Below are 24,605 nucleotides of genomic sequence, written 5' to 3'. Positions count from 1 at the left end.
GACTGATACTGCTCGTACGAGTTTTAGCACTTAAAGGCGGTGAAATTGAAATGGGTTACGCCTTAATACGGCGAAACCTGTTAACCAGTTGGAACTGTCTCCAGCTCTTCACGGCATCAATCCATATCCTTTAAGTAACCTCACCTACCGAGAGATTTAAAGCCCGCTCAAAACGGGAAATATTCACTTTAACCATAACTATCATAGTTTATTAAATTCACAGTGTCAACAACTATTTCAATAATATATTAAAATCAAATAATTTTGGTGGTTTTATTCATTACAAAAACCTGAAAATTGACAAAATAATAAGCAAAACACCGGGAACTGCAGAGGTAATTGAGTCATATTTATCCGGCAGCTTCCTGCGCTTTTCGGATAAGTATTTGCCAGCGCCGAGCCCGGTGCTTAAAAACGCCAGCTGACACAACCCTACCGCAAATGGTATGTACCAAGAACAGAGCCCCGATAGGGCGCTGCCAAAACCTGCGGCCAATGAATCGACGGATAGGGCAAAACCGAGCAGAATTGCCTCCTTTTTATCGATATCGCCTGACGCGTCAATATCGCCTGCCTCAGGGTTGTTTTTTAGTATCTCAATAGTTATCCCCAGCGATTTTATTATTATCCTGCAAAGCGTTTTGGGGCTCTCTTCGGCTATATCGCCCTTTGATTTCTTACTGCGCTTTATATGCGTTTTGATAATCATAAACACGCCAAGCGCCGCAAGAATAGCTGCTCCGATAATTTTAGCCGCCATTGGGGGCAAAACGCCGGCGAGGGTGCTGCCGAGAAGCAACGCCACGGCGCAATAGACAACTGAAAACGCACATATAATGAGTTTTGACATAAGCGGTATTCGCGTCCCGTTTAATCCATACGAAAATCCGGCGAACAAAGCGTCTATACTCAGCGTCACCGAAAGCATTATTATTCCAAAAAGCATTAAACCAGCTCCGTTGACATATCCCTTATTGCTCCGCCGTACAGTATATGAAAATTAAACATGCAATGTTCAGCGCTGTGATATTAGAGCCTGTTCGCGAATAGATATATACTGATTCTTACGCCGTTTTCCGCCCAAAGAGAAAATATCCCCAATCGAAAGGATGACTATAGTAATGACGTTGACCGATAGAAGGACCGTTTCAGCTAAACCGAGGGGACTTAGCGAAAAAGAAGCCTCAAGGCTCCTTAAAAAATACGGTGAAAATGTCTTTGCCAAGGGCAAAAAGGTAAGCGCCCTTAATATCTTTGTCTCCCAATTTAAGGACATACTCATTATCATCCTCATCGCCTCGACAATTCTTTCATTTTTAATGGGCGATGTGACGGAGGCAATAGCAATTATATTGATTATCCTTCTCAATTCCATTATGGGATTTGCGCAGGAATATAAAACTGAGAAAACACTGGACGCGCTAAAGGATATGGCCGCACCGACGGCCCATGTGCTGCGCGACGGCATACCTAAAGAGATACCGGCGGCCCAGGTTGTCCCCGGTGACATAATATTGCTGGAAGCCGGCGACCGAGTGCCATCTGACGCTGTGCTCTTTGAAGCGAATGATTTGCAGGCGGACGAGTCGTTATTAACAGGCGAGTCGCTGCCTGTTGAAAAAAGAGCAAATGCAGAAGGCGACGCCGGCCGCGTATTTATGGGCACCATGATTACAAACGGGCGGGGCAAGGCCAAAACTATACATACCGGCATGAATACCGAGATGGGCAAGATCGCCGGTATCCTTACCGAGATCGAAAGCAGCGAAACCCCGCTCCAAAAGCGCCTCTCGGAACTTGGAAAATACATAGCTATCGGCTGCCTTTTAATCTGCGCGGTCGTCACCATAACGGGTATCCTGCGCGGCGAAAACGTAATGGATATGATAATCACCGGTATCTCGCTCGCTGTCGCCGCCGTCCCTGAGGGGCTGCCCGCCATCGTCACAATCTCACTGGCGCTCGGGGTCAGCAGGATGCTCAAACGCAACGCGCTTATCCGCCGCCTGCCAGCCGTCGAAACCCTCGGCTGCGCCACCGTCATCTGTTCCGACAAAACCGGGACGTTGACGGAAAACCGCATGACGGTCAGAAAGATTGTGACGCTCACACATTCAGTTGACGTTCACGCTGAAAAAGACGGGGCTTCGTTTTTCTGCGGCGACGAAAAGATTAAGCCGCTAAAGCAGGACGACGTGCGGATGACACTGGAAGCCGGGGTTATCTGCAACAACGCCCAGCTTTTGCGGGGGAAAGAGCCTAAAATCAGCGGCGACCCGACCGAGGGCGCACTGCTTGTCGCCGCGTACAATGCAGGGATAAACCCGGATTCGCTAAACAAAAAAGCCAAAAGAATATCCGAGCTGCCCTTTGACAGCAACCGCAAGTGCATGTCCGTAATAGTAGAAGAAAACGGCAGGCGCAGGCTTTATGTCAAAGGCGCGCCTGACGTCATATTGGACAAATGCACGCAGGTTTACAGCGGCAAGGAAATGCTCTTCACTTCAAAGATGAAAAAGGAAATAATAAAGAAAAACGACGAGATGGCCGACGCCGCACTCAGGGTTTTGGCGATGGCTTACAAGGACCTGCCGCCAGAAACTGAAAAGGCTACTGTATCAATGGAAAACAACCTTGTTTTTCTGGGCCTTGAGGGCATGATGGACCCGCCGCGCAGGGAAGTTTACTCAGCCGTCCGCAAATGTATCCGCGCCGGGATCAAGACCGTTATGATAACGGGCGACCACAAAAAGACAGCGGCCGCCGTCGCCAAAGAACTCGGTATCCTGCGGTGGCAGTCATCCCTCGTCGTGACCGGCGCCGAACTTGATAAGATGAGTGACGAACAGCTTAGGCACATCGCCCCGCGGGCCGCTGTCTTTGCAAGGGTATCCCCAGCCCACAAGCTCCGCATTGTCAAGGCCTATAAGGCAAACGGCAATGTAGTGGCAATGACCGGCGACGGGGTCAACGACGCCCCGGCTGTCAAAGAAGCGGACATAGGGGTCAGCATGGGGATTACCGGAACGGACGTGACAAAAGAGGCGTCTGCGGTGATCCTGCTGGACGACAACTTTGCTTCTATGGTTGCGGCGGTCGAGGAGGGCCGCGTAATCTACGGCAATATACGCAAATTTATCCGTTACCTGCTCTCTTGCAACATAGGTGAAGTCCTTACTATGTTTGTCGGCATGCTGATGGGGCTGCCTGTAGTGCTCACACCTATCCAGATTCTCTGGGTCAATCTTGTGACCGACGGGCTTCCGGCTATCGCCCTCGGCCTCGACCCGCCCGATGACGACGTGATGACCAAAAAGCCCCGGGGCACAAACGAAAGCGTATTTTCAAACGGGCTGGCCTCGATGATGATATTCCGCGGCTGTATAATAGGGCTTAGCACGCTGGGGGCTTTCATCACCGTATTTAAATACGGTGGCCTTATAATGGCAAGGACCTGCGCCTTCGTAACACTGGTTACAGTCCAGCTTATCCATGTCTTTGAATGTAAATCTGAAACCAAAAACATCTTCCATATCAAGTTTTCCAATAACCCGTTTCTTATCTTTTCTGTGCTTATCTCTGCTCTGCTAATGCTGGTCGTGATTTATATTCCGTACCTGCGCCCAATCTTCGGCACCTGTGTTATCGGGCCCCGCGAATACTTCTGGATTTTTATGTACTCAATCCTCGGCCCGTTAATCTCCGCCGTTGTGTTCCGCGAAAAGAAAAATAAGCATTATTAATTTAAATGAAAGGCAATACAAAACCGGCAAAAAATATGCGCATCCGCACTTGACAGGCAACATTCTTTTATGTATAATATAACACGTCTTCAGAAATGTGCGGATGTAGCTCATTTGGCAGAGCGCCACCTTGCCAAGGTGGAGGTAGCGAGTTCGAACCTCGTCATCCGCTCCAGAGTGTTAAACTTGCTCATGTAAAACGCTTCTCGCAATGCGGGGAGCGTTTTGTTTGAAGTCCATTTTAATAGAAAAGCGCATAATATAACGGCGGCTGTCCAAAACAGCCGCCGTTTTGTTTAAATTAAATCCATACGTTGCTGCATTGTTTATAAAAAATCTGGGTCCGGGATTCCGGGCCCAGATTTTTGTTTATTGTTTTGCGTATTTCAATGCAGTTTGGGCATGTATTTACACTTTTGTCCCGCTCTTTAAGCCGTTCCTTTTAAACTCTTCGGTGAGCGCTTTGAAATCGCTGCTTTCCCGCGACACTCCGGTTTCTTTAAGGGTGCCGTCCTCCGTTATGAAAACAAGGTTTCCTTGCTCATCTGTATTATATGACATTATAAAGTTGAACTTACCGTTGTAATACATGTAATGCCCGTTAATATACCTTATGCGGCCGGAGATGAGCATCCGCGCGTTGATGACAATTGCACTAGATGGGATGAGCAATATCAGTTCTCTGAAATCACTGCTATAGTCCTCCGGGCTCGCAAAAATGATATAGCATGCTATAAATATGACAATAAAAATAATCGGCCGCAGCGGCATAAATCTCTTTCCGCCGTAAAGGCGTGCCTCAACCTCTGATTTTTCAGTATCATTAAAAAGCGACAATGCAGATTCAATGATAATATTTTCTAATGCTGCACACAGCGATACCAAGAATAACAGATGTAAAAAAATGAACAGAACAGCGTGACTAAAATTCAATAACTGCGAAACATAGATTAAATAATTAAAGCTCGAGCTGAGCAATACAACAAATGAGACGATATAGGCTGTTGTTCTAAATAAGTTCAACTTTTCTCTTTTCATAAATTCCTCCGAGAATTACAAAGGGCGTATCGTCAGGGCAGTAAAGGCAATATAAATACCTATTGCGATGAGTATTGGAATACAAGTGAAAAACATTGCAAAACCGCGGCCGCTCCCAGATCGTTTGCCATTGATTTGAAGCAACCTCTGCATGTAAATTGCAGCGAGTACAACAGCGGCCGCAAAAATGGCAATATTAAAGAAGCCGGAAAACGCCATCAACATTAAGTTTTTAGTCTGCACAGCAATCATTTGGATAAGCGCGATTGCATTGTTGATAGAATGTATGATAATGGTTGGGGCAATCGAACCGGCTTTTATCGCAATAATCCCAAAAATCAGCCCCATTACAAATACCGGCAGCCCCTGTGTCAGATTCCCATGCAGAAGAGCCCAGATAAGCGCTGAGCCTACTATCGCAAATACGTCCCCATAGCGGCGGAATATTCTCAAAATCACACCGCGGCATATTAATTCTTCGGTTATCGGCGCCGCAACCACGACGGCCAGTGTAATCATAATGATTCCCGGGACGGAATTATAGGGTATCTTCAGTGAAACAGGCATATTTTGCAGATTAAAAAAATTCAGAATAAGGGATATTATTTTGACTACCAACGAGGCCAGAATACTTGCACCGATGGCGATGATACCGTATATCGTAATTTCTAACGGCTTTATCTGTGAATGTGTAATAAGCCCCGATACCTTGATTCCGGTAAGCTTCGCACACAATATTGCCGGCACAATATTGCCTATCAATACGTATAAAAGCAAAGCCGCCGGATAGGCTGCCGGCTGGTTCGATACAGCATTCCGAAGCTGAGTTATTGCTGTTGTGATATCTTTCAGGGACAAACCGGTTAATGTGATATTATATCCGCTGCAGCGCGCTATTATATAATAAGTAGTTAAAATTACAATATATTGAAGCAGCAGAAGCAAAATAAGGGCAAGCCCGACAGCATTCATATCACGATCAAGGATTCCGAGCCGTTTTTTCATAAAAGCACTCCCGTCAATTATTGGATGAGAATTTGCCGATATTATATTTATTATACTACTGCAATCTATTATGTTGCAAACCATTAGAAATTAAAGAAAAAGTTTATTAGTTATGGCTTTTAGACCTGCTTTTGCCGCCTTTAGGCGCATTATTGAGCTTTTATTGGGAAAAACTAAGTCTGATTTTACATTGTTCAATAATAAAAAGGCAGGTCTTTTTATGCATATCAATAGTGAACATAAAGACCGTTTAAATAAAGTAGAAGAAGCTGCAAGAAAGACATCAGAGTTGCAGATTACAGGGCGAGCACGTCCCTACAGAGAAATAAAAAGGCTTCACCGTCAACTGAATAAAGTGCGTGAAACATACAAAAAGCTGATATATGGCCACAAGCAGGTGACCCACGCATTCGAATGGCTTTACGACAACTATTACATTCTGGAACGGGAAGGGCGCCAAGTTATAAAAGAGCTTTGGAAATGCACCCCCCTGCCGGCAGCAGGCGGAGAGATTTTGGTGCGCCTTCACGCGGAAGCACTGTGCGAAGCAGCGGCCGGAGCAATTGACGTCGAAATCATAGAATACTACATCGAATCGGCGCAGAAGATCCGCAGCTTTGAAAGCAGCGAGCTTTCCGCCATGGCGCTTATGCTGAGGGCGGCCCTTATCTCGGGCGCCGCGCAGGCATGTTCCGAAGACGTTACTGAGGAAGAACGGATGCGGCTGCTGTCAGACGCCGTAAAAACACTCAATTTTCTCAATACATTCGACTTTTCGCAGATTGTTGAGCGCCAGAGCAGCCTTGAAAAGATTCTTTCCCGCGACCCTGCCGGCGTTTACAGCAAAATGGACGAGCGCACAAGGGCGCTTTACCGCTCCCGCATTGCAAAACTGGCGCTGAAACGGGGTATTGCCGAAAACGAGGCCGCCGAGCTGGTGTTGAAACTAGCGCAGAACGGAAAAACCGAGCGTGAACGCCACGTCGGCTATTATATTCTCAACATGGAACTCGACAGGCCGCGAAAAAACATCAGAGGCAAGCTCTATTTGACGCTCCTTGCGGTACTGCCTGCTGTTTTCGCCATCCTGCTCGGGATTCTGTTCAGGCTGTGGTGGCTGCCCTTGCTCTTATACCTGCCGCTGTGGGAAATGCTTCGTCCCATCCTCGATTACTTTATATTAAAAGGCGTGCCAGCGACATTCCTGCCGCGAATGGATCTGCGCGGCAAGATACCTGAAGAAGCGCCGACGCTCGTTATCGTATCGTTACTGCTTACCTCACCGCAGAAAGCCGAGGAGTTTTCAAAGAAGCTCGAACAGTTTTATTATTCAAACGGGTGCGGCCGTATCATGTTCGGCATACTCGCTGACCTTAAAGAGTCAAACCTGCCTGAGAAGCCAGAGGACAAGGCTATCTGCGAGGCGGCTGTAAAACAGGTCCGCGCTTTAAACCGCAAATACGGGAACCGCTTTTGTATTTTTATCCGCGGCCGCCGGTTCAATGAAACCCAAGGGGGATTTTCCGGCTGGGAGAGAAAGCGCGGCGCCATAACTGAGCTTATACGCATGATAAAAGGGCGGGAAACCTCGATTATGATTTTCGAGGGGGACTTAGAGGAACTTAAAAAAACAAGGTATATCATTACGCTTGACGAGGATACTGAGCTTTTGATGGATTCTGCGGCGGAAATGGTCTCTGCCGCTATGCACCCGCTCAATGTGCCGGAGATTGAGAACGGCATAGTGACAAAAGGGTACGGCATATTGGCTCCGAGAATGGGCGTAAACCTGGAATCGGCAGCCATTACGCCCTTTTCGCGCATTATGGCGGGCGCGGGCGGCGTCACCGCCTATGACAACGCCGCAGGCGACACATATCAGGATATCTTCGGGGAAGGCATCTTCGCTGGCAAAGGCATAATCGACGTCGATGCCTTTTACAAGGTACTCGATAACGCCTTGCCGCAGAACCGCATTTTAAGCCACGATATCATCGAGGGCTGCTATATGCGGGCCGGATTTTTGTCCGATGTTGAGCTGACCGACGGATTCCCGGGCCGCCCTGTGCCATGGTTTGACAGGCTCCACCGCTGGATTCGCGGCGACTGGCAGAATATCAGCTTCATATTAAACAAGCTTCCGAACGGGCAGAAATCGCCGCTTAACGCCCTGTCACGCTTCAAGCTGTTCGATAACCTCCGCCGCTCAGTAACCCCGATATTTGCTTTTATCTGCCTTATCGTATCTGCCTTTGTGCCGCTGGCTCCGGCAATCCTGCTGATTATCATTGCTTTCCTTTCCCTGTCCGGGGCAGGGCTTTTCAGCGCTCTGCTGGCAGTCATTCGCGGCGGCCCGTCCATGCTCTCAAGAAAATATCACTGCCGCGTGCTGCCCCAGGCGGTGAATTCCATCGCTCAAGGTGTGCTGGCTTATCTTTTTTTGCCTCACCATGCAATCATAGCATTGGACGCGATAATAAGGGCGCTGTGGCGGCTCAAGACAGGCAAGAAGCTGCTGGAATGGGTCACCGCAGCGGAGTCAGAATCGCAGAAGGGAGTCCGGCATAATACACTTCTGACATCGCTGAGGCGGTTTTGGTCTTCCTTTGTAGTCGGTGCACTGTTCCTCCTTTTAGCGCCTCAGCCTGCGGCGAAATTTGCAGGCAGTTTTTTTATCATAACGCCGTTTATCGCACGGCTTTCGGGACGGCCGACGCCACCTATCCGCGACGAGCTGTCCGACGAGGACGCTGAGCGCCTGCGGTCTTACGCCGCGGCAATGTGGCGGTTCTATGAGGATTATGTCACCGAACAGGACAATTTCCTGCCCCCTGACAACTACCAAGAGGCGCCTGTAAGCATACTTGCGCACAGGACTTCGCCGACAAATATCGGGCTATATCTGCTTTCCACCCTCGCCGCCCGCGATTTGAAGCTCATAGACAGCGAAACAATGTTCGAAAGGATCCGGGCAACCATCACGACAATCGAGAAAATGGAGAAATGGAAGGGGCACCTTTACAACTGGTATGAGACAAAGACCCTAAAGCCCATGAAACCTGTCTATGTTTCAACCGTCGACAGCGGCAACCTGCTCTGCTGCCTTGTGGCCCTAAGGGAAGGCATTAAAGACTACGAAAATGAATGTGACGGCACCGATGACCTTGTGGGCCGCATAACGAAGCTCATCGATGACACCGACCTCGGCGCGCTTTACAATAAGCACCGGCGCCTTTTTCATCTGGGCTATGACGTGGACGCCGGGAAGCTCACCGAGATATATTACGACTTGCTTATGAGCGAGGCGCGTATGACAAGTTATTATGCCATCGCCAAAAGAATTGTTCCTAAACGCCATTGGGGCGCCCTTGGGCGTACGCTTACCCGTCAGAACGGCTATACCGGCCCCATCTCATGGACCGGAACGATGTTTGAGTATATGATGCCACACCTGCTCCTCCCTGTTTATGAGGACTCGATGGCGGCGGAGACTATGCGTTTCGTAATTTACTGCCAGCAGCGGCGGGTCAAGGCAAGCGGGTTGCCGTGGGGCATCTCAGAAAGCGGCTTTTATTCCTTTGACGCTGCGCTGAACTATCAGTATGAGGCCCACGGCGTACAGAAACTCGCCTTAAAGCGCGGCATGAATGACCAGCTCGTCATCTCGCCCTATTCCACATTCCTTGCCCTGCCGTTCTGCCGGACAGCGAGTATGAAAAACTTAAAGCGCTTAGAGGAAATGGGCCTGTACGGGCGCTGCGGGTTCTATGAGGCGGCCGACTTCAGCTATAAGCGCACAGGCGGGCATATGGCGGTAGTAAAAAGCTATATGGCGCACCACGTCGGCATGTCGCTTGTCGCCACCGACAACACCCTGCTGGACGGCATAATGCAAGAAAGGTTCATGCGCGACCACGAGATGAGGACGGCAAAGGACCTTCTGTGCGAAAAGATACCCGCCGACGCGGTGGTATTCCACGACGTCATGCTCAGGGATATCCCCGAAAAGCCGGGCAGGTACGGCATTGTGCGGGAAGACTTTGAAACGCTGAGTCCTGTGACCCCGCGGGTGAACGCTGTATCCAACGGCGAGTACACGATGGTGCTGACCGACGTGGGCGCGTCGATGTCGATATTCCACGGCGTCGACGTGACGCGGAGAAGTGCCGACCTGCTGCGGGGCCCGGCAGGTATCTTCGCCGTCGCGTCATTTGACGGGGAACTGCTCTGCGTCACCGCAGCGCCGGAATATAATGAGGACAAGCTGATTAGGCGCCATGTTGAATTCAACACCCATGGGGCAATCTATCATGCACGCACCCAGAACTACGGTGTGGATATGCAGGCCCTGCTCCATGCGGGCATGCCTTGCGAAATTAGGGCGGTGGAACTGGAAAACTATACGCAGAAGCGGGTAGAAGCGAAACTGCTGTTCTATTTTGAACCGTCCCTCGCAAAATGGATGGATGAGGCGGCTCATCCGGCGTTCTCAAGGCTTTTCCTGCATGTCGGTTACCGCTCTGATACCAAAATGCTTATTTTTTCACGTAGGACAAGAGGCGCTGAGGTGCCGGCATGTATCGCGGTAGGTTTTATGGAGCATGAGGTTGACTTTGAATTTGACAGCGACCGGCCGGTGCTTCTGACAAGGCCTTATGGCGCCTCCTCGCTCCCGCGGGCGCTGGATATACCGTTCAGCAGCCGGACAGGGGCAATCCCCGAGGCCGCAGTGGCCATCCGTTTAAAAACGGAGCTGGGCTCACGTCAGCGGAAGCTTTTCACGCTGATAATTGCCGCGGCAAGCAACCCTGAGGAGGCCGCTGCGCGGCTTATTGAGGCAAGACGTATCGGTTTCCACGGATTTATTAAAAATGCCGCCGGAAAAGATTCCGGCGTCATGGAAACACGGCTCGCCGGCCTTGTGCTGCCGCAGATTTTGTTCCCGACTGCTGACGGTCAATCTATGCCTGAGGATCTGGCAATGGGGCTTTTAAATGCCGGTGAAGCCGTCCAGAAAAACCGGTTGGGGCAGTCCGGCCTTTGGCAGCTCGGCATTTCAGGCGATTACCCGATTATACTCTTTCATTATGACAGCAATGCCGGCATTGAGCGGCTCGAATCCTATGTAAAGATGCACAGGGCCCTCAGACTTAAGGGCATACAGTTTGACCTTGTCATAACCTACCGGGACGGCGGAGATTATTCCCGCAGCAAATATAACAACATCATGCAGAAAATCAGAACCTGCTGCTGTGAGTATCTCTGCGGCTCAAGGGGCGGAATTCATGTAATTAACCTCGACACCCAGCCCGATGAGATAAGGGTGCTGCTTATTTCCTCGGCTTGCCATATTGCCTCACCAAAGCTTAAGCGAAACGTGCATATTCCGTTTCACGCCGCGCCGCTGCGTCCCACCACTCCGCTGTCTGGAAAGGACAAGCCTGAAATCAAGACCTATGGGGGCGGTTTCTCCGAAGACAGCTTTATCATCACCCACAACAAGGAAAACCCGATTGTGCCTTGGAGCCATATCATCGCTAACCCGGTTTTCGGAACCCTCGTAACCGACCGAGGGCTCGGTTTCACTTGGGCTATCAACGCCCGGGAAAACAAGCTGACCCCGTGGAGCAACGACACCACCGCCGACCTCCGGGGCGAAATGATCCTGGTCAAGATAGGGCAGAGGATTTATGACCTTTGCCTCAACGCATATGTTACCTACAGCCCGTCAAAAGCGGTATACGAATCGGAGGCGGAGGGGCTGCGCTTTAAAGTAACCGTTTCTGTCCCTGGCAAATTCATGGCAAAGGTAGTAACACTTGAGGTGGAAAACGGGAGGGACCGTGAAATGACCCTTGAAGCGGCGTATTATACTGAGCCGGTGCTGTCGGTTTCAGAGGCCACAAGGCGGCATATCGCTATAAAGAAGGAAAGAGACGCCGTCATTATGCGCAACCCGTGGTCACAGGTATCGGGGTGCTCGTTCCTGTCGGCGCTTGAAGGGTTTGACAACTTTGTCCACTCAAGGGCAGGGTTCCTTTCCGGCAGGTGGCAGGACAAGAGCAGCACGCCTTCTCCTGACCCCTGCGCCGCCGTTATTAAGGAATTGCGGCTGCCCCCGAAACGCAGTGAGAAAATAAACTTCGTGCTCGGGTTTGCCGGCAACGAAAAAGCGGCAAAGACAACCCTTACGCTGCTCAAGAGTCGGGACATCGCGGCTCTCGACAACCATTCAAATAAACCGTTTATAAAGGTTAAAACACCGGATAAAAAACTTGACGCCATAATCAACACCTGGCTTATGACCCAGTGTATAAACTCCCGCATTAATGGGCGCACAGGCTTTTACCAGTGCGGCGGCGCGTGGGGATTCCGAGACCAGCTTCAGGACAGTTGCGCCGCACTTTTCGCAGACCCCGCGATTACGAAAGCGCATATCTACAGGTGCGCCGCCCACCAGTTCAAGGAGGGTGACGTAATGCACTGGTGGCACCAGTTGCCTTTGCGGGACGGCGGCTCCAGAGGCGTTAGGACCCGCTGCTCCGACGACCTCTTATGGCTACCTTACACTGTCTGCGAATACCTTGACAAGACCGGAGACTATTCAATTTTTGACCACGAAATCTATTACCTCGACGGCCCTGAACTGAACAAGACGGAGGAGGACAGGTATTTCCGCCCGCCCCGCTCCGAGGAAAAAGAAAATGTCTACGGCCACTGTGTCCGCGCCATTAACAGGGCGTTGACGCAGGGGCGGCACGGTATCCCGCTGTTTGGCAGCGGCGACTGGAACGACGGCATGAACTTAGTCGGTATCGGCGGTGAAGGCGAAAGCGTCTGGCTTTCCATGTTCGAAATTATCGTACTCGAGCGCTTTGCGAAAGTCGCGCGGCACATGAAGGACGACGCCTTCGCCGAAAGGTGTGAAAGCGAGGCAAAAAGGTTAAGGGAAGCGACCGACGCGTCCTGTTGGGACGGGAAATGGTATCTGCGCGGTTTTTACGACGACGGCAGCCCCTTAGGCAGCGCTGAAAACACCGAATGCCGCATAGACATCCTGCCGCAGGCCTTCAGCGCCATTGCGGGGCTTTCCGACAAGGAACGGCGGCAGACTGCCCTTGATTCGGTCGCAGAACACCTTGTCGACGAGAGGCTGAAGCTGGTAAGGCTGTTTACACCGGCGTTTGACAGGGGCGGCCGAAATCCCGGATATATCCGCTCCTATTCCCCCGGCATAAGGGAAAACGGGGGACAGTACACCCACGCCGCAGTATGGGGCGCGCTTGGATTTTTATATGAGGGCAGGACAGATGAGGCCTATAAGATACTGTCGTGGATAAACCCGGCCGAGAGGGCAAAAGACGCCGACAGCGCGCTGATTTACCGGCTGGAGCCGTATTATTCAGCCGCCGACATTTATACAAACCCGGCCTGTGAGGGCAGGGGCGGCTGGAGTCTTTACACAGGTGCCGCCGGCTGGTATTACCGCACTGCAGTTGAATATATGCTCGGTATCAAAATATCCGCCGACAAAATCACTTTGTCGCCGTCTCTGCCCCAGGATTGGCCGGGCTTTGAAGCCAAAATCAGCCTCGGCGGCGCTGAGATGGATATTACCGTCGAACGCGGCGGCAAAGGCCTTAGCGTCGACGGCAGCCCCGCCGAGTTTATACCGATAGACGGCAAAGACCACAAAGCTCTGTTATCAATATAAGTTGGTTTCGTTGCGGGCGCCGCTGCAATTGATTTGCGGCGCCGCCCGTTTTTTTAATTAATCCCGCGTCAAGTATAAATATTTTGCCTGCGTAAACGCTATATCTGAATGTTTTATTTACGGGGTGGTCAGTCAATGGGCATTGCATTTATCAGGACAGTTATTCTTTATGTACTTGTAGTTGCCGCGGTGAGGATCATGGGCAAGCGCCAGATCGGTGAACTCCAGCCCTCTGAACTTGTGGTCGCCATACTGATATCTGAGCTTGCGGCGATCCCTATGCAGGAAACAGGAACGCCACTCTCCAGCGGAATTATACCTATTCTGACACTTATCGCATGCGAGGTTATTTTGTCCGCCTTAACCCTTTCAAGCATAAAACTGCGCCATATCATCAGCGGAAAGCCAAGTATCCTTATAAAAGACGGGCAAATCGACCAGCGGGAGATGAAACGGCTGCGCTTTACGGTCGATGACCTCATGGAAGAGCTGCGGAACAGCGGGTATATGAACCTGGACGAAATCGCCTATGCAGTGCTTGAAACCAACGGAAAGCTCAGCGTGTTCCCCAAATGTGAGAACAAACCCGTAACGGCGGGAATGATGAATATTAAATGTGAAGATACCGGGCTGCCGACAATGCTTATATGCGACGGTATCTTGTCACTGCCTTCTCTTGCCGGCGTGGGAAAAGATATGGTATGGCTTGAAGATACACTGACAAAACAAGGGCTTACGCCCGAGGACGTGTTTATTATGACAATTGACAAGTCCGAAAAAACGATAATCATCCCGAAAGATAAAACTTAAAACAGTCCTTTGAGGAGGTTTTATGATAAAAAATCTAAAAACCGCGATAATCATACTGGCAGCAATCCTGTTGCTGATCTGCTCAAGCCATATTTATTTAAACAGCTCGGCCCAAAGGATGTCGGATATCATAAACTCCGCTGAAAAAAGCGCGATTGAGGGGAATATTGATGCGGCTTTTAAGCAAATTGATGCTTTCGAATCGGAATGGGCCTTTAATAAGCACGTATACGCCACTTTTATACGGCATGCGGAAATCGACCTTGCCAACCAGTCCGCCGCAAAACTCCGGGCATATCTCAAAGATGAGGACAGAACCGATTTTATAGCCGAATGTGAAACCCTGCGGATGCAGATAAAGCATATAGCTGAGAGTGATCGCTTCAGCTTAGATAACATTTTTTGACAAAAAAAGACCGCGGGAAGGCCCCACGATCTTTCCCAATTAATTTTTGTAAAATTTGGTTTAAAGTTTCTGCTGCTGATTTGATGATTTCTTGCTGTTCAGCAGTTTTGTTACTTCTTCCATAAATGTATTAATGTCCGTAAATTGGCGATACACCGACGCAAACCTGACATAAGCGACCTCATCAATGTCCTTCAGCTTTTCCATGACCAACTCACCGATTTTTTCAGAAGTCACTTCTCTGTCCAGTGAGTTTTGAAGGGTCATCTCGATTGAATCAGCCGCGGATTCCAACACTTGAAGCGGAACCGGCCGCTTTTCGCAGGCCCTCATCATTCCGTTAATCAGTTTGTTCCGGTCAAACGTCTGCCGCGACTTGTCCTTTTTAATCACAATAAGCGGCAGACTTTCGATTATCTCATGCGTCGTAAAACGCTTCTGACATCTGATGCACTCACGCCTCCTTCTAATACGTTCACCATCATCAGTCGGCCGCGAATCAATAACTCTGCTTTCACCATAACCGCAAAACGGACATTTCATAATAATCCTCCACCTGTGTAAAACAGCAGAAAAACCTTAAACCAATGTTTCGAATCACTGCTTGAGCTGTGCCGCAATGCAATCCTCAACGACATCTTTCAGTGATACCGGCGTCACTTGATTGTCGGCAAACCGTTTTGCCATTTCGGTTGTCTCTTCTCTTGAAGGGGAAATGTCGTCAACCTTCGCTGACTCTGCATACTGACCGTTTATATATAGGTCGGCGCGCACCCCATATACAGGGACTGCTTCGGCGCCGTCGGTCATGCATGCACCCGATGTGAGAAAATAGTCAACCTTTAGTGTTCTGCCTTGTTCGTCACTGAAAGACTTACTGATTACTGGTTTTTCATTGCTCACTTACATATCCCCCTAACATTTATTAATGGACATCAACTCTTTAAGGCAAAAACCGTTGAGATAAACCGGAGTCGGCCGAACCCCTATTTATCGCGGCAAGCTTTATGCGAATACATTTTTTACGGAATGATTCCATAAAATGTATTACCATAAAACTTTATATTTTGCCTTAAATAGTATTAATGGCCATATCAATATTATAATATTTTTGTTCTATAATTAAAAGGGGATATTTTCATTTTTACAGAACAATTTACACCAAAATTGACCCTGTATTTTGTTACTAATTCCAAAACACATCTATATATTGTGCTTTTCTCTATTGCAATAGTGAATTGATGAATCTTAAAGAATCATATAATTCCGAATAGACCTTATAATTGCACCGGTAGACTTCAACCGTCAGCGGCCCATTAAAACCGAAACTTTTAAGATGGGAGATAAGAGGCTTAAAATCATAACTTCCCTGGCCGGGAAGCAGGCAGTCATGTTCCTCGGTGCTGTCGCTTATATGCACGCAGTCGATATTTTCACCCATGGCGTCACACATATCAATCGGGTCAACGCCCGCCCTGAGAGCCTGTTTTACATCAAGTACAAAGCGCACATCTTTACCGAGGGATTTTTTCATTTCCTTGATAGTCTCAATTTTGCCGCTCCGGCATCTGGCCACATTCTCCTGAGCCAATGCCACTCCCTCGGCGCGGGCAATCTCAGCAAGCACCGCAAAACGCTCGCAGAATATGTCATGGGGAAGAGTAGAATCTTTGCGGTCACCATGAAAAACTACATCTGAGGCCCCCAAAAATGCCGCTCTTTCAAAGTAGTGTTTGTAATGTTCTGCGGCGTCATCAAACCGGCGTTTGTAATTGGAAAAAAACATAAACGGTTCGAGGCCGCAGGTATAAAGATGAACGGAACAGATTTTTGCGCCGTAACTTTTGACCATTGCCAAAATCTCTTTTGTGAAGCTGTCGGAGAATTCGCTTTCACAGTTTGCAAATACCTCAAAGCGCCTGACACCCTGTTTCAGCAGTTCCGACAAGGCCTTTTCCGTTTCAAGGGGATAAAGGCATGCTGTTGAAATTGCGCCGAACATGAGAACCTCCTTTGCCTCTGGCATTATTTTAGCATTGTATATTACCGCCGTCAATGTTAACATAATTGTAAACGTCTTTGGATTTTCGAAAGAAGGAGTTAGGAAATGAAAATCCTGAACGCGGTTAAGAATACATTTGAAAACGCGGAAGAGTTAGCCATCATGTTTATCTACATAGGATTAGAATTTACATTAGGGCTAATCATTGTAGCGATAATATTGACTCTGCTCCAAGGCCGCTATGGAGACTATATTTATATGCTTTGCTGTGCAAAAGCCGCTAAAGAGGCGGCATTCTCATGCGGCGCCCTTTCGCTTGTAGCGGCAGTTATCTGCGACGTCGGGATAAAGGAAAAAAAGCAAAAATCCTGATATTATATCTATATGCTGAAAATAAATGGGCTGCCGCAAGGCAGCCCATTTATATTACTTGGATTTTTTCTTTGCCTTTGATGCTTCCAGTTTCTTCTTTTTCTCTTCTCTTTCGGCCGCGAGCCTTTCTTTTTCAGCAGCAGCCTTCTTTTCCTTGTGTGTTTCCCAGGAAACCCACAACGGACCGGCTATGCAGATGGTTGAATAGCAACCGGAAATAACGCCAATCATCATCGGTACAGCAAAGCTTGTGACCGAATCAAGCTTGTAAGCAACCGAGAATACCGCGAGAACTGCTATTGATAAGAAGGTAGCAAGGCCGGTATTGAAAGATCTTGAGAAGGACTGGTTGATTGATTTATTAACGACATCAGCAAACGGGACCTTGGTGCCATAAAGCCTGCGGTTTTCGCGTATACGGTCGTAGATAACGATGGTATCGTTGATTGAATAACCGAGTATCGTAAGTACGACCGCAATGAAGTTATCATTCAACGGGATTCTCAATACGACGAAAGCCACATAACCGACGATAACGTCATGCAGCAACGCCGCGAACGCCGTTATACCGGCGGGCCAGCCGCCTATTTTCCAGAACCTTATCGCGATATAGATGATGATGAGGATTGAGGCCAGTGCAACTGCCAACACACTTCTGCCGATTGTTTCCCGTCCCATTGAGGCAGAAACTGTATTGGACTGACCTTTCTGAACATTATTCTCGGCAAACGCTTCGCTTATTGCCTTATAGAGGCTCGCCTGAGTTTCATTGTTCAGTGATCTGTCTATCTCTAATACCAGTGTCTTATTGTGAGTGACAAAATCTTCATTTATCTTAGATGAAATTTGAGCATCTTTCAGTACGCTTTTGGCAACATCTTCGGCTTTTAGCCTGTCAAGCGTTCCGGAATAACTGTACTTTATAATGGTGCCGCCCTTGAACTGAATGTCAAGCTTTACACCGAATATAAATGATGCCAGAATACCAATAATGATTATTGACAGCGAGATTATATAGTAGATTTTGCGTTTTCCTACAAAATCGACGTTCATATCAGCCTTCATTGCGCACACCTCCAAATAAGAAATTCTTGCGCAATGCCGGGAACTTTGATATGGACTTAAGCATCAGTCTCGATACAGTTACACCCATGATAAAGTTGAAGATAACGCCTATGATAAGGGTGAAGCCGAACGAGTTAACCGAACCCGAACCGAATATCATCAGCAGTAAACCTACGATGATAACGGTGATGTTGCCGTCGAAAATAGCGGAGAAACTATTTTCAAACCCAGCATCAATAGCGCCGTCAAGTGTCTTTCCTACTCTGAGTTCCTCTTTAATTCTTTCGCCTGTAATAATGTTGGCGTCAACGCCCATACCTATGGAAAGGATGATACCGGCTATACCGGGCAGTGTCAGCGTATATTGCGGAATGGATATGCAGAGCAGTGAGCCTGCTATATCGCCGAGCAGTGCAATACACGCGATTACTCCAGGTAGGCGGTAGTACAGTATCATAAACAGGCATACGAGAATAAACGCGATAATACCTGCGATAATAGTTACTCTAAGGGCATTTTGACCCAGTGTTGGCGATATTGTTCCGTAGTTATCGGTGACAAGCTTAAACGGAAGTGAACCCGCGTTGATCTGATTTGCAAGCTTCTTTGTCTCTTCGGCGGTCATCGGATTGGCTTCGTTGTTTATCACGCAAGTGCTTGTAGTAATTACGCTTTGAACGACAGGGCTTGTTATTTCCTTGTCATCCATATAAATGCTTATTTGCTGATTGAGATACTTCTTTGTCGCTTCGGCAAATTTCTGCGTACCGCTTGATTTGAAGGTAAGCTCTACCAAATATCCGCCGTGTTCCGGATCTGGTTTAGCCTCCGCCTTCTGTACGTCTTTACCCGTGAGTATGATTGTCCCGTCCGGACCTTTGAATGTGAGTTCAGACATAGCACCGAGCTCTTTGATGGCTTCTTCCGGATCCTGCTGTGTAATACCGGACTGCCACGGATAACGTACAATTATTCTGTTGTTGGTATAATCAGGGTAAACGTCCCTATCTTGAATCTTAAGGGCATCAAGCCTCTGATTAAGGCGCTGTACAGCAGCTTCCATATCGGACCTTGTAACCTTTGTCCCAGCCGGTGGCGTAAATGTTACGTCAACGCCTCCCTTGATGTCGATCCCGAATCTTATATCCTGCGCACCTTTGATAATAGTATGACGTATATCTCCGGATTTATAGCTAATCCCGAAGAATGAAACATACGTCAAAGCGAGAATTACCAGTACGAGGATGAAAATTACGGGCTTTCCCACACGCTTTAACACGCATTTTCACCTTCCATTGACTTATTAAATCGAAGCGCGGAATTTGCCTATGCAGAGACATTCTAATGACCGTCATCCGCCAAAGCGGATGACGGCCGACAGAACACGGCATCATAACGCGCTTTAACAATTTCATGAGTAGGCTTTGACCGCTTATAAAATATACATAATTCTAAGATGATAAGTATATTATATGGGTGAATGTATCAAAAGTCAATGATATTTGAGCGGTCAACGCAATAGCTTATACAAATTATCAAATTATTACACGGATAATTCGGTAGTTTCACCCAAAACATCCTTGTTTGCGTCAAGTATGGGCTGTACCCTTTCGGTGATGAATTCAACAACCTGCTGCGGAGCGCGCCCAGTATATTTCTCTGGTTCCAAAAGGCTGTCAATCTCGCTGCGGTCAAGCCCGAAGGCTTTGTCAGCACAAATTCTTTCCAGAAGGTCGTTTTCAAGCCCTTCCTCTTTGACGCGCTTTGACGCGGCGAGGGAATGCTGGCGTATCCGCTCATGCAGCTCCTGCCTGTCGCCGCCCTTCTTGACTGCACTCATCATGATGTTCTCGGTCGCCATAAACGGCAGCTCGCGCATGACGCGCTGCCTGATTACCTTCGGATAAACGACGATATCGTCGGCAACATTCATATATATGTTGAGTATGCCGTCGGCCGCAAGGAACGCCTCAGCGACGGCAATTCTCTTGTTCGCTGAATCGTCCAGCGTGCGCTCAAACCACTGTGTCGCCGCGGTATACGCCGGATTCAGCGCGTCGGTCATAAGGTAACGCGCAAGCGCCGTAATCCTCTCGCAGCGCATCGGATTGCGCTTATACGGCATGGCGGAAGAACCTATTTGGTGCTTCTCAAATGGCTCCTCCATCTCCTTGAAGTTCTGCAGCAAGCGCATATCATATGAGAACTTGCTGGCACTCTGGGCAATGCCGGACAAGACATTGACGATCTGGGAGTCTATCTTGCGCGAATAGGTCTGGCCTGAAACCGGCACGACCTTGTTAAAGCCCATTTCCTCGGCTATCAGTTTTTCGAGCTTTTTAACCTTTTCACTGTCGCCGTCGAAAAGCTCCATAAAGGAAGCCTGTGTGCCTGTTGTGCCCTTCGAGCCGAGCATAGCCAGGTTCTCCAAACGGTAATCCAGGTCCTCAAGGTCCATTACAAGGTCATTTATCCAAAGCGTCGCCCGTTTGCCGACAGTCGTAAGCTGAGCCGGCTGAAGATGTGTATAGGCCAGCGCGGGCATGTCCTTATACTTCATAGCAAATTTGGACAGCCTTGAGATTACATTGATTATTTTTCCGCGAAGCAGTTTCAGCGCTTCACGCATTATAATGATATCTGTATTGTCGCCGACATAGCATGAGGTCGCACCCAGATGGATTATCGGTTTTGCCTTCGGGCACTGAACGCCGTAGGCATAAACATGGGACATAACGTCATGACGGACCTCTTTTTCCCTTGCTTCCGCGACTTCATAGTTTATATCATCAGCATGGGCCTCAAGTTCAGCTATCTGCTCGTCTGTTATATCGAGCCCCAGCGCTTTTTCAGCCTTTGCAAGAGCAATCCACAGCCTGCGCCATGTTTTGAATTTGAAATCCGGGGAGAACAACTTTTGCATTTCTTTGCTTGCATAGCGTTTGCTAAATGGGCTTTCGTAAGATTCGCGCAACTTTAATACCTCCACAACTAATCATGCCTTAATGTAAGCCGATATTTCTCTATTTTAACTTAAGTTTACCATATATAAAGCCAAAATACAACGCGCGACACACTATGACAATTTATAAAATTTTCGCCCAATAAATAAAATACCGGAAAACTCCGGCATCTTTTCATTATTTGAAGAAAATTAACGGCCGCTGTTTACATCAGCGGGGCGAACAGCCTCATCAGCACCTCGCATAGCTTCGCGATTACCCCACGCTTCTTCCACTCTTCGGGGTCTATTTTTATCGAAACCTCAAATATCCGCTCGAACTCCTTTTTCATCTGTTTAAGGGCGTTGTTCTTGCAAAGCCACACCGCGTCCTCAAACTGTAGGTAAAAGCTGCGGTAGTCCATGTTTACCGAGCCGATTATGCCTACATCGTCGTCGGAAAGTATCATTTTCGCGTGGATAAAGCCGGGGGCGTATTCATATATGTTTACCCCGCAGTCCATCAATTGCTGGTAATACCCCCTCGTTGCGGCGTAAACATACCATTTGTCCGGTATATGAGGGGTGACGATTCTAACATCTACTCCCGCGCGTGCCATATTGCACAGCGTGATAGTCATCTCGTGGTCAATCACAAGGTATGGCGTCGCGATATAAACATAGCGGTTCGCGCCGCTTATGATGTTCATATAGGCGCCCTCCGAGACATTCCCGGAAAAGGGGCTGTCGTTGAAAGGCTGAACATACCCGTCGTCTTCCCTCGGCGTTGAGACAAGGTATTTCTCATAGCCGAGGTCATCTCCGGTTATCATCAGCCACATCTCAAGAAACATTATAGTAAAATTCCGCACAGCGCTGCCGTAAAGGCAAATGCCGCCGTCATACCAGTGGCCGTGCAGCTCTATCCTATTAATATACTCGTCGGCGATGTTGATACCGCCGGTAAACCCCACATCTCCGTCTATCACAACGATCTTGCGGTGGTCCCGGTATTCGAGAAACTTATTCAGCACCGGGACGAACGGATTGAAGGCCGCGGTTTTAATGCCGTATTCCTTGCACATCTTCTTAAAGCCGCGGGGCATGCCGTCCATGCTGCCGGCGTCGTCATATATCAGCCTTACCTCCACGCCCTCCCGGGCCTTTTGTTTTAAAATTTCAGTGATGTCATCGAGCATTTCACTTTTGGCTATTATGAAGAATTCCATAAAAATAAATTTACGCGCCCGCTTTAGTTCCTCGACCATTTTCGCGTGCATTTTTTCACCGGGCAGAAGAATCTCCGCCTTTGTGCCTTTGTATACCGGCTTGTCGGACATGGTGAGCAGAAAACGCGCCTGCTTGACATAACCGCCGCCTTCATTGCTCAACGCCTGCATGACCTCTGGATCCTGCCGCCGCAACTTAAGGCCAAAACTCTTTGCCCTTTTTATCATCCTGCGCAGGCCGGGAGAAAGATAATGCGTCCCCGCGATTAGATATATAAAAACGCCGAACAGAGGGAAAACTAAAATCACAATAGCCCAACTGATTTTATAGGATGGGTTGTCACGGCTGTATATAAGCAAAACGACAACGATTAAGCTTATTATTTCCATCGCGCCGTAAAGATAGGCCGCCCTTTGATTTAATCCCCATATGGCAAGAAGCAAAAGGGCGAGTTCCAGCGCCAATATGCCGCCTATTAAAAAACTGCGTTTTATTTTCATAATATCACGTCCGAATTTTCATACTGGAGTGAGATAATTTGTGTAATTACAACTTTCCCGCAAGGGGTTTTGCATATTGAGATATCATTACAGCAATAATGTACCAGAAAGCGAAAATGTCATATCATCTGACACTTACGCCAAATGCTGCATTATGACGTTTTTAGCGAGCCTGCTCGGCATTGTCAACCCTGTCCTCTCAGGCTTTCTTGCGGAAAATGTATTCAGCAATTTTAATCTCAAGGGAATAATCCCAACCGTTATCTCCATGATTACGGTAAAGGGCACCCGCATGTATCTCCGCTCAAGGGTAGGTAAGAAGCTGAAAGGCAGTATGCGCGCCCCGCTTATCTGGCTTCAGCGCCGCATAAGCCGAAAGCTTTGGTGGATTGAACCCATGGTGGACAACTGGGGCTGGGTAGGCATGGTGATGACAAGGATTACGGGCGGTGTATCGGTTCAAGCCGCGGCTTTTATCGCGTCGATGATAACTGACACGATAAACACCTTGCTCTCGCTCATTGTCTATTATTTCACCAGAAATTACATTTTATCGGTGCTCACCGCCCTTGTCCTGCCGTCCCTCGCCGTTATTCCCTGGTTTGCCAGCAAGACTATCCGGTACAGGAAATACAAGCGCATATTCCATGCCCACTAATGTTTTCGATTTGACATATGTAATATTTCCTTATATATTGGAAATTATAAGGATGATTTTGGAATATGCACTGTGCGAGGTCATCTCATTGAATAGGGTAGAAAAAATAAAGCTGAAGAGATACAATTTCTATTCCAAGGATGTGCCGCCGGAGTTTGAAAATGTAAAGATAGTGTTCCTTTCCGACATTCACCACGGCAAATGCTTCTCCACCGAGAAGCTGCGGCGTCTTGTTGAAATGACAAACAATCTTAACCCCGATTTGATTCTTCTCGGAGGCGACTATGTCGACCGCGACCCCAACAGGATTCCATCGTTTTTTAAAGAGGCCGCGGCATTCCGCGCGCCGCTCGGCGTTATGGGGGTGCTCGGCAACCACGACAGGTGGACCGATGGCGAGTTGTCCGAAAGGTGCATGTATGAGTCGGGCATAACCCTGCTGGACAACCGGGCCGTCTGGGTTGAGCGGGGCGGCTCACGCATAAGGGTAGGCGGCGTAGGCGATCTCACAACCAGTAATCAGGACCTTGCCCCCATGCTCGAGGGTACAAAGGACGACGACTTGATGATTCTCGTGACACATCATCCAAACTATGTGGACAAACTGCCTAAGGATAAGATTGACCTTATACTCTGCGGCCATACCCACGGCGGGCAGATCAGTTTCCGAGGGAAATGGGTGCCCCACTGGCCCGGAGAAGAAAAGCTTAAATATATTACCGGCGTCGTGAAAAAGGGCAGCACGACGATAATAGTTTCCAACGGCATCGGAACAGTTGGCCCGCCGATTCGGATTTGGGCCGCGCCCCAGATTTGGGAAATTGTTTTAAAGAAGGCTTGACATAAATTCCGTTTAAATATAAAATAAATGAGAAAAAATTGAATATGCATGCAGATTTTTCGGTTCTTCAGTATGAAGATTAAAAGGGAAGGCGGTGAAATGCCGCCGCAGCCCCCGCTACTGTAAGGCAGACTGCAGAATAAATTTGGGTTTGGTAAGCCAAGCCTGACCACTGGGAAAAGATGCCCGGGAAGGTGTGTTCTGCAGAATGAAGCCAAGCCAGGAGACCTGCCGAAAAATCAAGCCGTTATGCATTTCGGAGGGAAAGGCAGGCGTAAAT

17 protein-coding genes, 1 tRNA gene and 2 riboswitches are annotated in these 24,605 nt (G+C 48.5%); of the genes, 8 read left to right on the top strand and 10 right to left on the bottom strand.

Annotated elements, in window-relative coordinates; genetic code table 11:
* Window positions 1–4: 4 nt before the first annotated feature.
* A riboswitch (M-box (ykoK) riboswitch) is annotated at window positions 5–159 on the bottom strand.
* Between the two features lie 121 nt (window positions 160–280).
* Window positions 281–946 (bottom strand): sporulation membrane protein YtaF, encoded by a 666-nt coding sequence (gene ytaF, locus V6C21_RS10185; RefSeq protein WP_045085090.1) that lies wholly within the window; start codon window positions 944–946, stop codon window positions 281–283.
* Window positions 947–1,121: 175 nt separating this feature from the next.
* Between ytaF and V6C21_RS10180 the strand changes: the two genes are divergently transcribed.
* Together V6C21_RS10180 and V6C21_RS10175 are read left to right on the top strand one after the other, a co-directional pair.
* Window positions 1,122–3,743, top strand: a complete 2,622-nt coding sequence (locus tag V6C21_RS10180) for an HAD-IC family P-type ATPase (protein WP_034842995.1) — start codon at window positions 1,122–1,124, stop codon at window positions 3,741–3,743.
* Between the two features lie 99 nt (window positions 3,744–3,842).
* Window positions 3,843–3,918: transfer RNA gene (locus tag V6C21_RS10175), tRNA-Gly, on the top strand.
* A gap of 233 nt (window positions 3,919–4,151) precedes the next feature.
* Here V6C21_RS10175 and V6C21_RS10170 read toward each other — a convergent pair.
* A complete protein-coding gene (locus V6C21_RS10170; protein WP_034842997.1) occupies window positions 4,152–4,781 on the bottom strand; it encodes a hypothetical protein in 630 nt (209 codons plus the stop codon).
* 15 nt (window positions 4,782–4,796) lie between these two features.
* Window positions 4,797–5,786, bottom strand: coding sequence for a lysostaphin resistance A-like protein (locus V6C21_RS10165; RefSeq protein WP_479268967.1), 990 nt, complete (start codon window positions 5,784–5,786; stop codon window positions 4,797–4,799).
* A 112-nt stretch (window positions 5,787–5,898) separates the two neighbouring features.
* On the opposite strand from V6C21_RS10165, the gene V6C21_RS10160 reads away from it, so the two are divergent.
* The 3 genes from V6C21_RS10160 (at window position 5,899) to V6C21_RS10150 (ending at window position 14,716) form a co-directional block, all read left to right on the top strand.
* Window positions 5,899–13,500, top strand: a complete 7,602-nt coding sequence (locus V6C21_RS10160; protein WP_479268966.1) for a GH36-type glycosyl hydrolase domain-containing protein — start codon at window positions 5,899–5,901, stop codon at window positions 13,498–13,500.
* A 135-nt stretch (window positions 13,501–13,635) separates the two neighbouring features.
* Window positions 13,636–14,310 (top strand): DUF421 domain-containing protein, encoded by a 675-nt coding sequence (locus tag V6C21_RS10155; protein ID WP_034843004.1) that lies wholly within the window; start codon window positions 13,636–13,638, stop codon window positions 14,308–14,310.
* 22 nt (window positions 14,311–14,332) lie between these two features.
* Window positions 14,333–14,716: a DUF4363 family protein gene (locus V6C21_RS10150; protein ID WP_034843006.1), complete on the top strand. Its 384-nt coding sequence runs from the start codon at window positions 14,333–14,335 to the stop codon at window positions 14,714–14,716.
* A 60-nt stretch (window positions 14,717–14,776) separates the two neighbouring features.
* Here the strand turns inward: V6C21_RS10150 and nrdR are convergent, their stop codons facing one another.
* The 3 genes from nrdR to V6C21_RS10135 form a co-directional block, all read right to left on the bottom strand.
* Window positions 14,777–15,259, bottom strand: a complete 483-nt coding sequence (gene nrdR / locus V6C21_RS10145) for a transcriptional regulator NrdR (RefSeq protein WP_034843009.1) — start codon at window positions 15,257–15,259, stop codon at window positions 14,777–14,779.
* Window positions 15,260–15,313: 54 nt separating this feature from the next.
* On the bottom strand, window positions 15,314–15,619 hold the full coding sequence (locus tag V6C21_RS10140; RefSeq protein ID WP_034843012.1) for a DUF6514 family protein: 306 nt from the start codon (window positions 15,617–15,619) through the stop codon (window positions 15,314–15,316).
* A 319-nt stretch (window positions 15,620–15,938) separates the two neighbouring features.
* The gene (locus V6C21_RS10135; RefSeq protein ID WP_479268965.1) at window positions 15,939–16,742 is read right to left on the bottom strand and encodes a sugar phosphate isomerase/epimerase family protein; all 804 of its coding nucleotides are present in this window, start codon (window positions 16,740–16,742) and stop codon (window positions 15,939–15,941) included.
* An 81-nt stretch (window positions 16,743–16,823) separates the two neighbouring features.
* Between V6C21_RS10135 and V6C21_RS10130 the strand changes: the two genes are divergently transcribed.
* Window positions 16,824–17,090 (top strand): hypothetical protein, encoded by a 267-nt coding sequence (locus V6C21_RS10130; protein ID WP_034838122.1) that lies wholly within the window; start codon window positions 16,824–16,826, stop codon window positions 17,088–17,090.
* 54 nt (window positions 17,091–17,144) lie between these two features.
* Here V6C21_RS10130 and secF read toward each other — a convergent pair whose 3' ends face one another.
* The 4 genes from secF to cls form a co-directional block, all read right to left on the bottom strand.
* A complete protein-coding gene (secF, locus tag V6C21_RS10125; protein WP_051492385.1) occupies window positions 17,145–18,155 on the bottom strand; it encodes a protein translocase subunit SecF in 1,011 nt (336 codons plus the stop codon).
* Complete coding sequence (gene secD / locus V6C21_RS10120) at window positions 18,145–19,434, bottom strand: protein translocase subunit SecD (RefSeq protein WP_045085070.1); 1,290 nt, start codon at window positions 19,432–19,434, stop codon at window positions 18,145–18,147. Before secD ends, secF begins: the two co-directional genes overlap by 11 nt.
* Before the next feature lie 264 nt (window positions 19,435–19,698).
* On the bottom strand, window positions 19,699–21,078 hold the full coding sequence (purB, locus tag V6C21_RS10115) for an adenylosuccinate lyase (protein WP_479268980.1): 1,380 nt from the start codon (window positions 21,076–21,078) through the stop codon (window positions 19,699–19,701).
* Window positions 21,079–21,323: 245 nt separating this feature from the next.
* Window positions 21,324–22,826: a cardiolipin synthase gene (gene cls / locus V6C21_RS10110; RefSeq protein ID WP_034838113.1), complete on the bottom strand. Its 1,503-nt coding sequence runs from the start codon at window positions 22,824–22,826 to the stop codon at window positions 21,324–21,326.
* 76 nt (window positions 22,827–22,902) lie between these two features.
* Between cls and V6C21_RS10105 the strand changes: the two genes are divergently transcribed.
* Both V6C21_RS10105 and V6C21_RS10100 read left to right on the top strand, forming a co-directional pair.
* The gene (locus V6C21_RS10105; RefSeq protein WP_479268964.1) at window positions 22,903–23,484 is read left to right on the top strand and encodes a hypothetical protein; all 582 of its coding nucleotides are present in this window, start codon (window positions 22,903–22,905) and stop codon (window positions 23,482–23,484) included.
* Window positions 23,429–24,325, top strand: coding sequence for a metallophosphoesterase (locus V6C21_RS10100; protein ID WP_479268963.1), 897 nt, complete (start codon window positions 23,429–23,431; stop codon window positions 24,323–24,325). Before V6C21_RS10105 ends, V6C21_RS10100 begins: the two co-directional genes overlap by 56 nt.
* Window positions 24,326–24,368: 43 nt before the next feature.
* Window positions 24,369–24,575: riboswitch (cobalamin riboswitch) on the top strand.
* The last annotated feature ends 30 nt before the right edge of the window (window positions 24,576–24,605 follow it).

It is taken from the genome of [Clostridium] cellulosi (assembly GCF_036762875.1).
In the GTDB taxonomy this organism is placed as follows: Bacteria; Bacillota; Clostridia; order Oscillospirales; family Ethanoligenentaceae; genus Ruminiclostridium_D; species Ruminiclostridium_D cellulosi.
Note: the sequence above shows the minus strand (reverse complement) of the source record. Positions and strands in the feature narration are given on the sequence as shown.

Coding starts and splice junctions, on each gene's coding strand:
- ytaF (WP_045085090.1), bottom strand. CDS start 946: ATGCTTTTTGGAATAATAATGCTTTCGGTGACGCTGAGTATAGACGCT.
- V6C21_RS10180 (WP_034842995.1), top strand. CDS start 1,122: ATGACGTTGACCGATAGAAGGACCGTTTCAGCTAAACCGAGGGGACTT.
- V6C21_RS10170 (WP_034842997.1), bottom strand. CDS start 4,781: ATGAAAAGAGAAAAGTTGAACTTATTTAGAACAACAGCCTATATCGTC.
- V6C21_RS10165 (WP_479268967.1), bottom strand. CDS start 5,786: ATGAAAAAACGGCTCGGAATCCTTGATCGTGATATGAATGCTGTCGGG.
- V6C21_RS10160 (WP_479268966.1), top strand. CDS start 5,899: ATGGCTTTTAGACCTGCTTTTGCCGCCTTTAGGCGCATTATTGAGCTT.
- V6C21_RS10155 (WP_034843004.1), top strand. CDS start 13,636: ATGGGCATTGCATTTATCAGGACAGTTATTCTTTATGTACTTGTAGTT.
- V6C21_RS10150 (WP_034843006.1), top strand. CDS start 14,333: ATGATAAAAAATCTAAAAACCGCGATAATCATACTGGCAGCAATCCTG.
- nrdR (WP_034843009.1), bottom strand. CDS start 15,259: ATGAAATGTCCGTTTTGCGGTTATGGTGAAAGCAGAGTTATTGATTCG.
- V6C21_RS10135 (WP_479268965.1), bottom strand. CDS start 16,742: ATGCCAGAGGCAAAGGAGGTTCTCATGTTCGGCGCAATTTCAACAGCA.
- V6C21_RS10130 (WP_034838122.1), top strand. CDS start 16,824: ATGAAAATCCTGAACGCGGTTAAGAATACATTTGAAAACGCGGAAGAG.
- secF (WP_051492385.1), bottom strand. CDS start 18,155: ATGAAGGCTGATATGAACGTCGATTTTGTAGGAAAACGCAAAATCTAC.
- purB (WP_479268980.1), bottom strand. CDS start 21,078: ATGCAAAAGTTGTTCTCCCCGGATTTCAAATTCAAAACATGGCGCAGG.
- cls (WP_034838113.1), bottom strand. CDS start 22,826: ATGAAAATAAAACGCAGTTTTTTAATAGGCGGCATATTGGCGCTGGAA.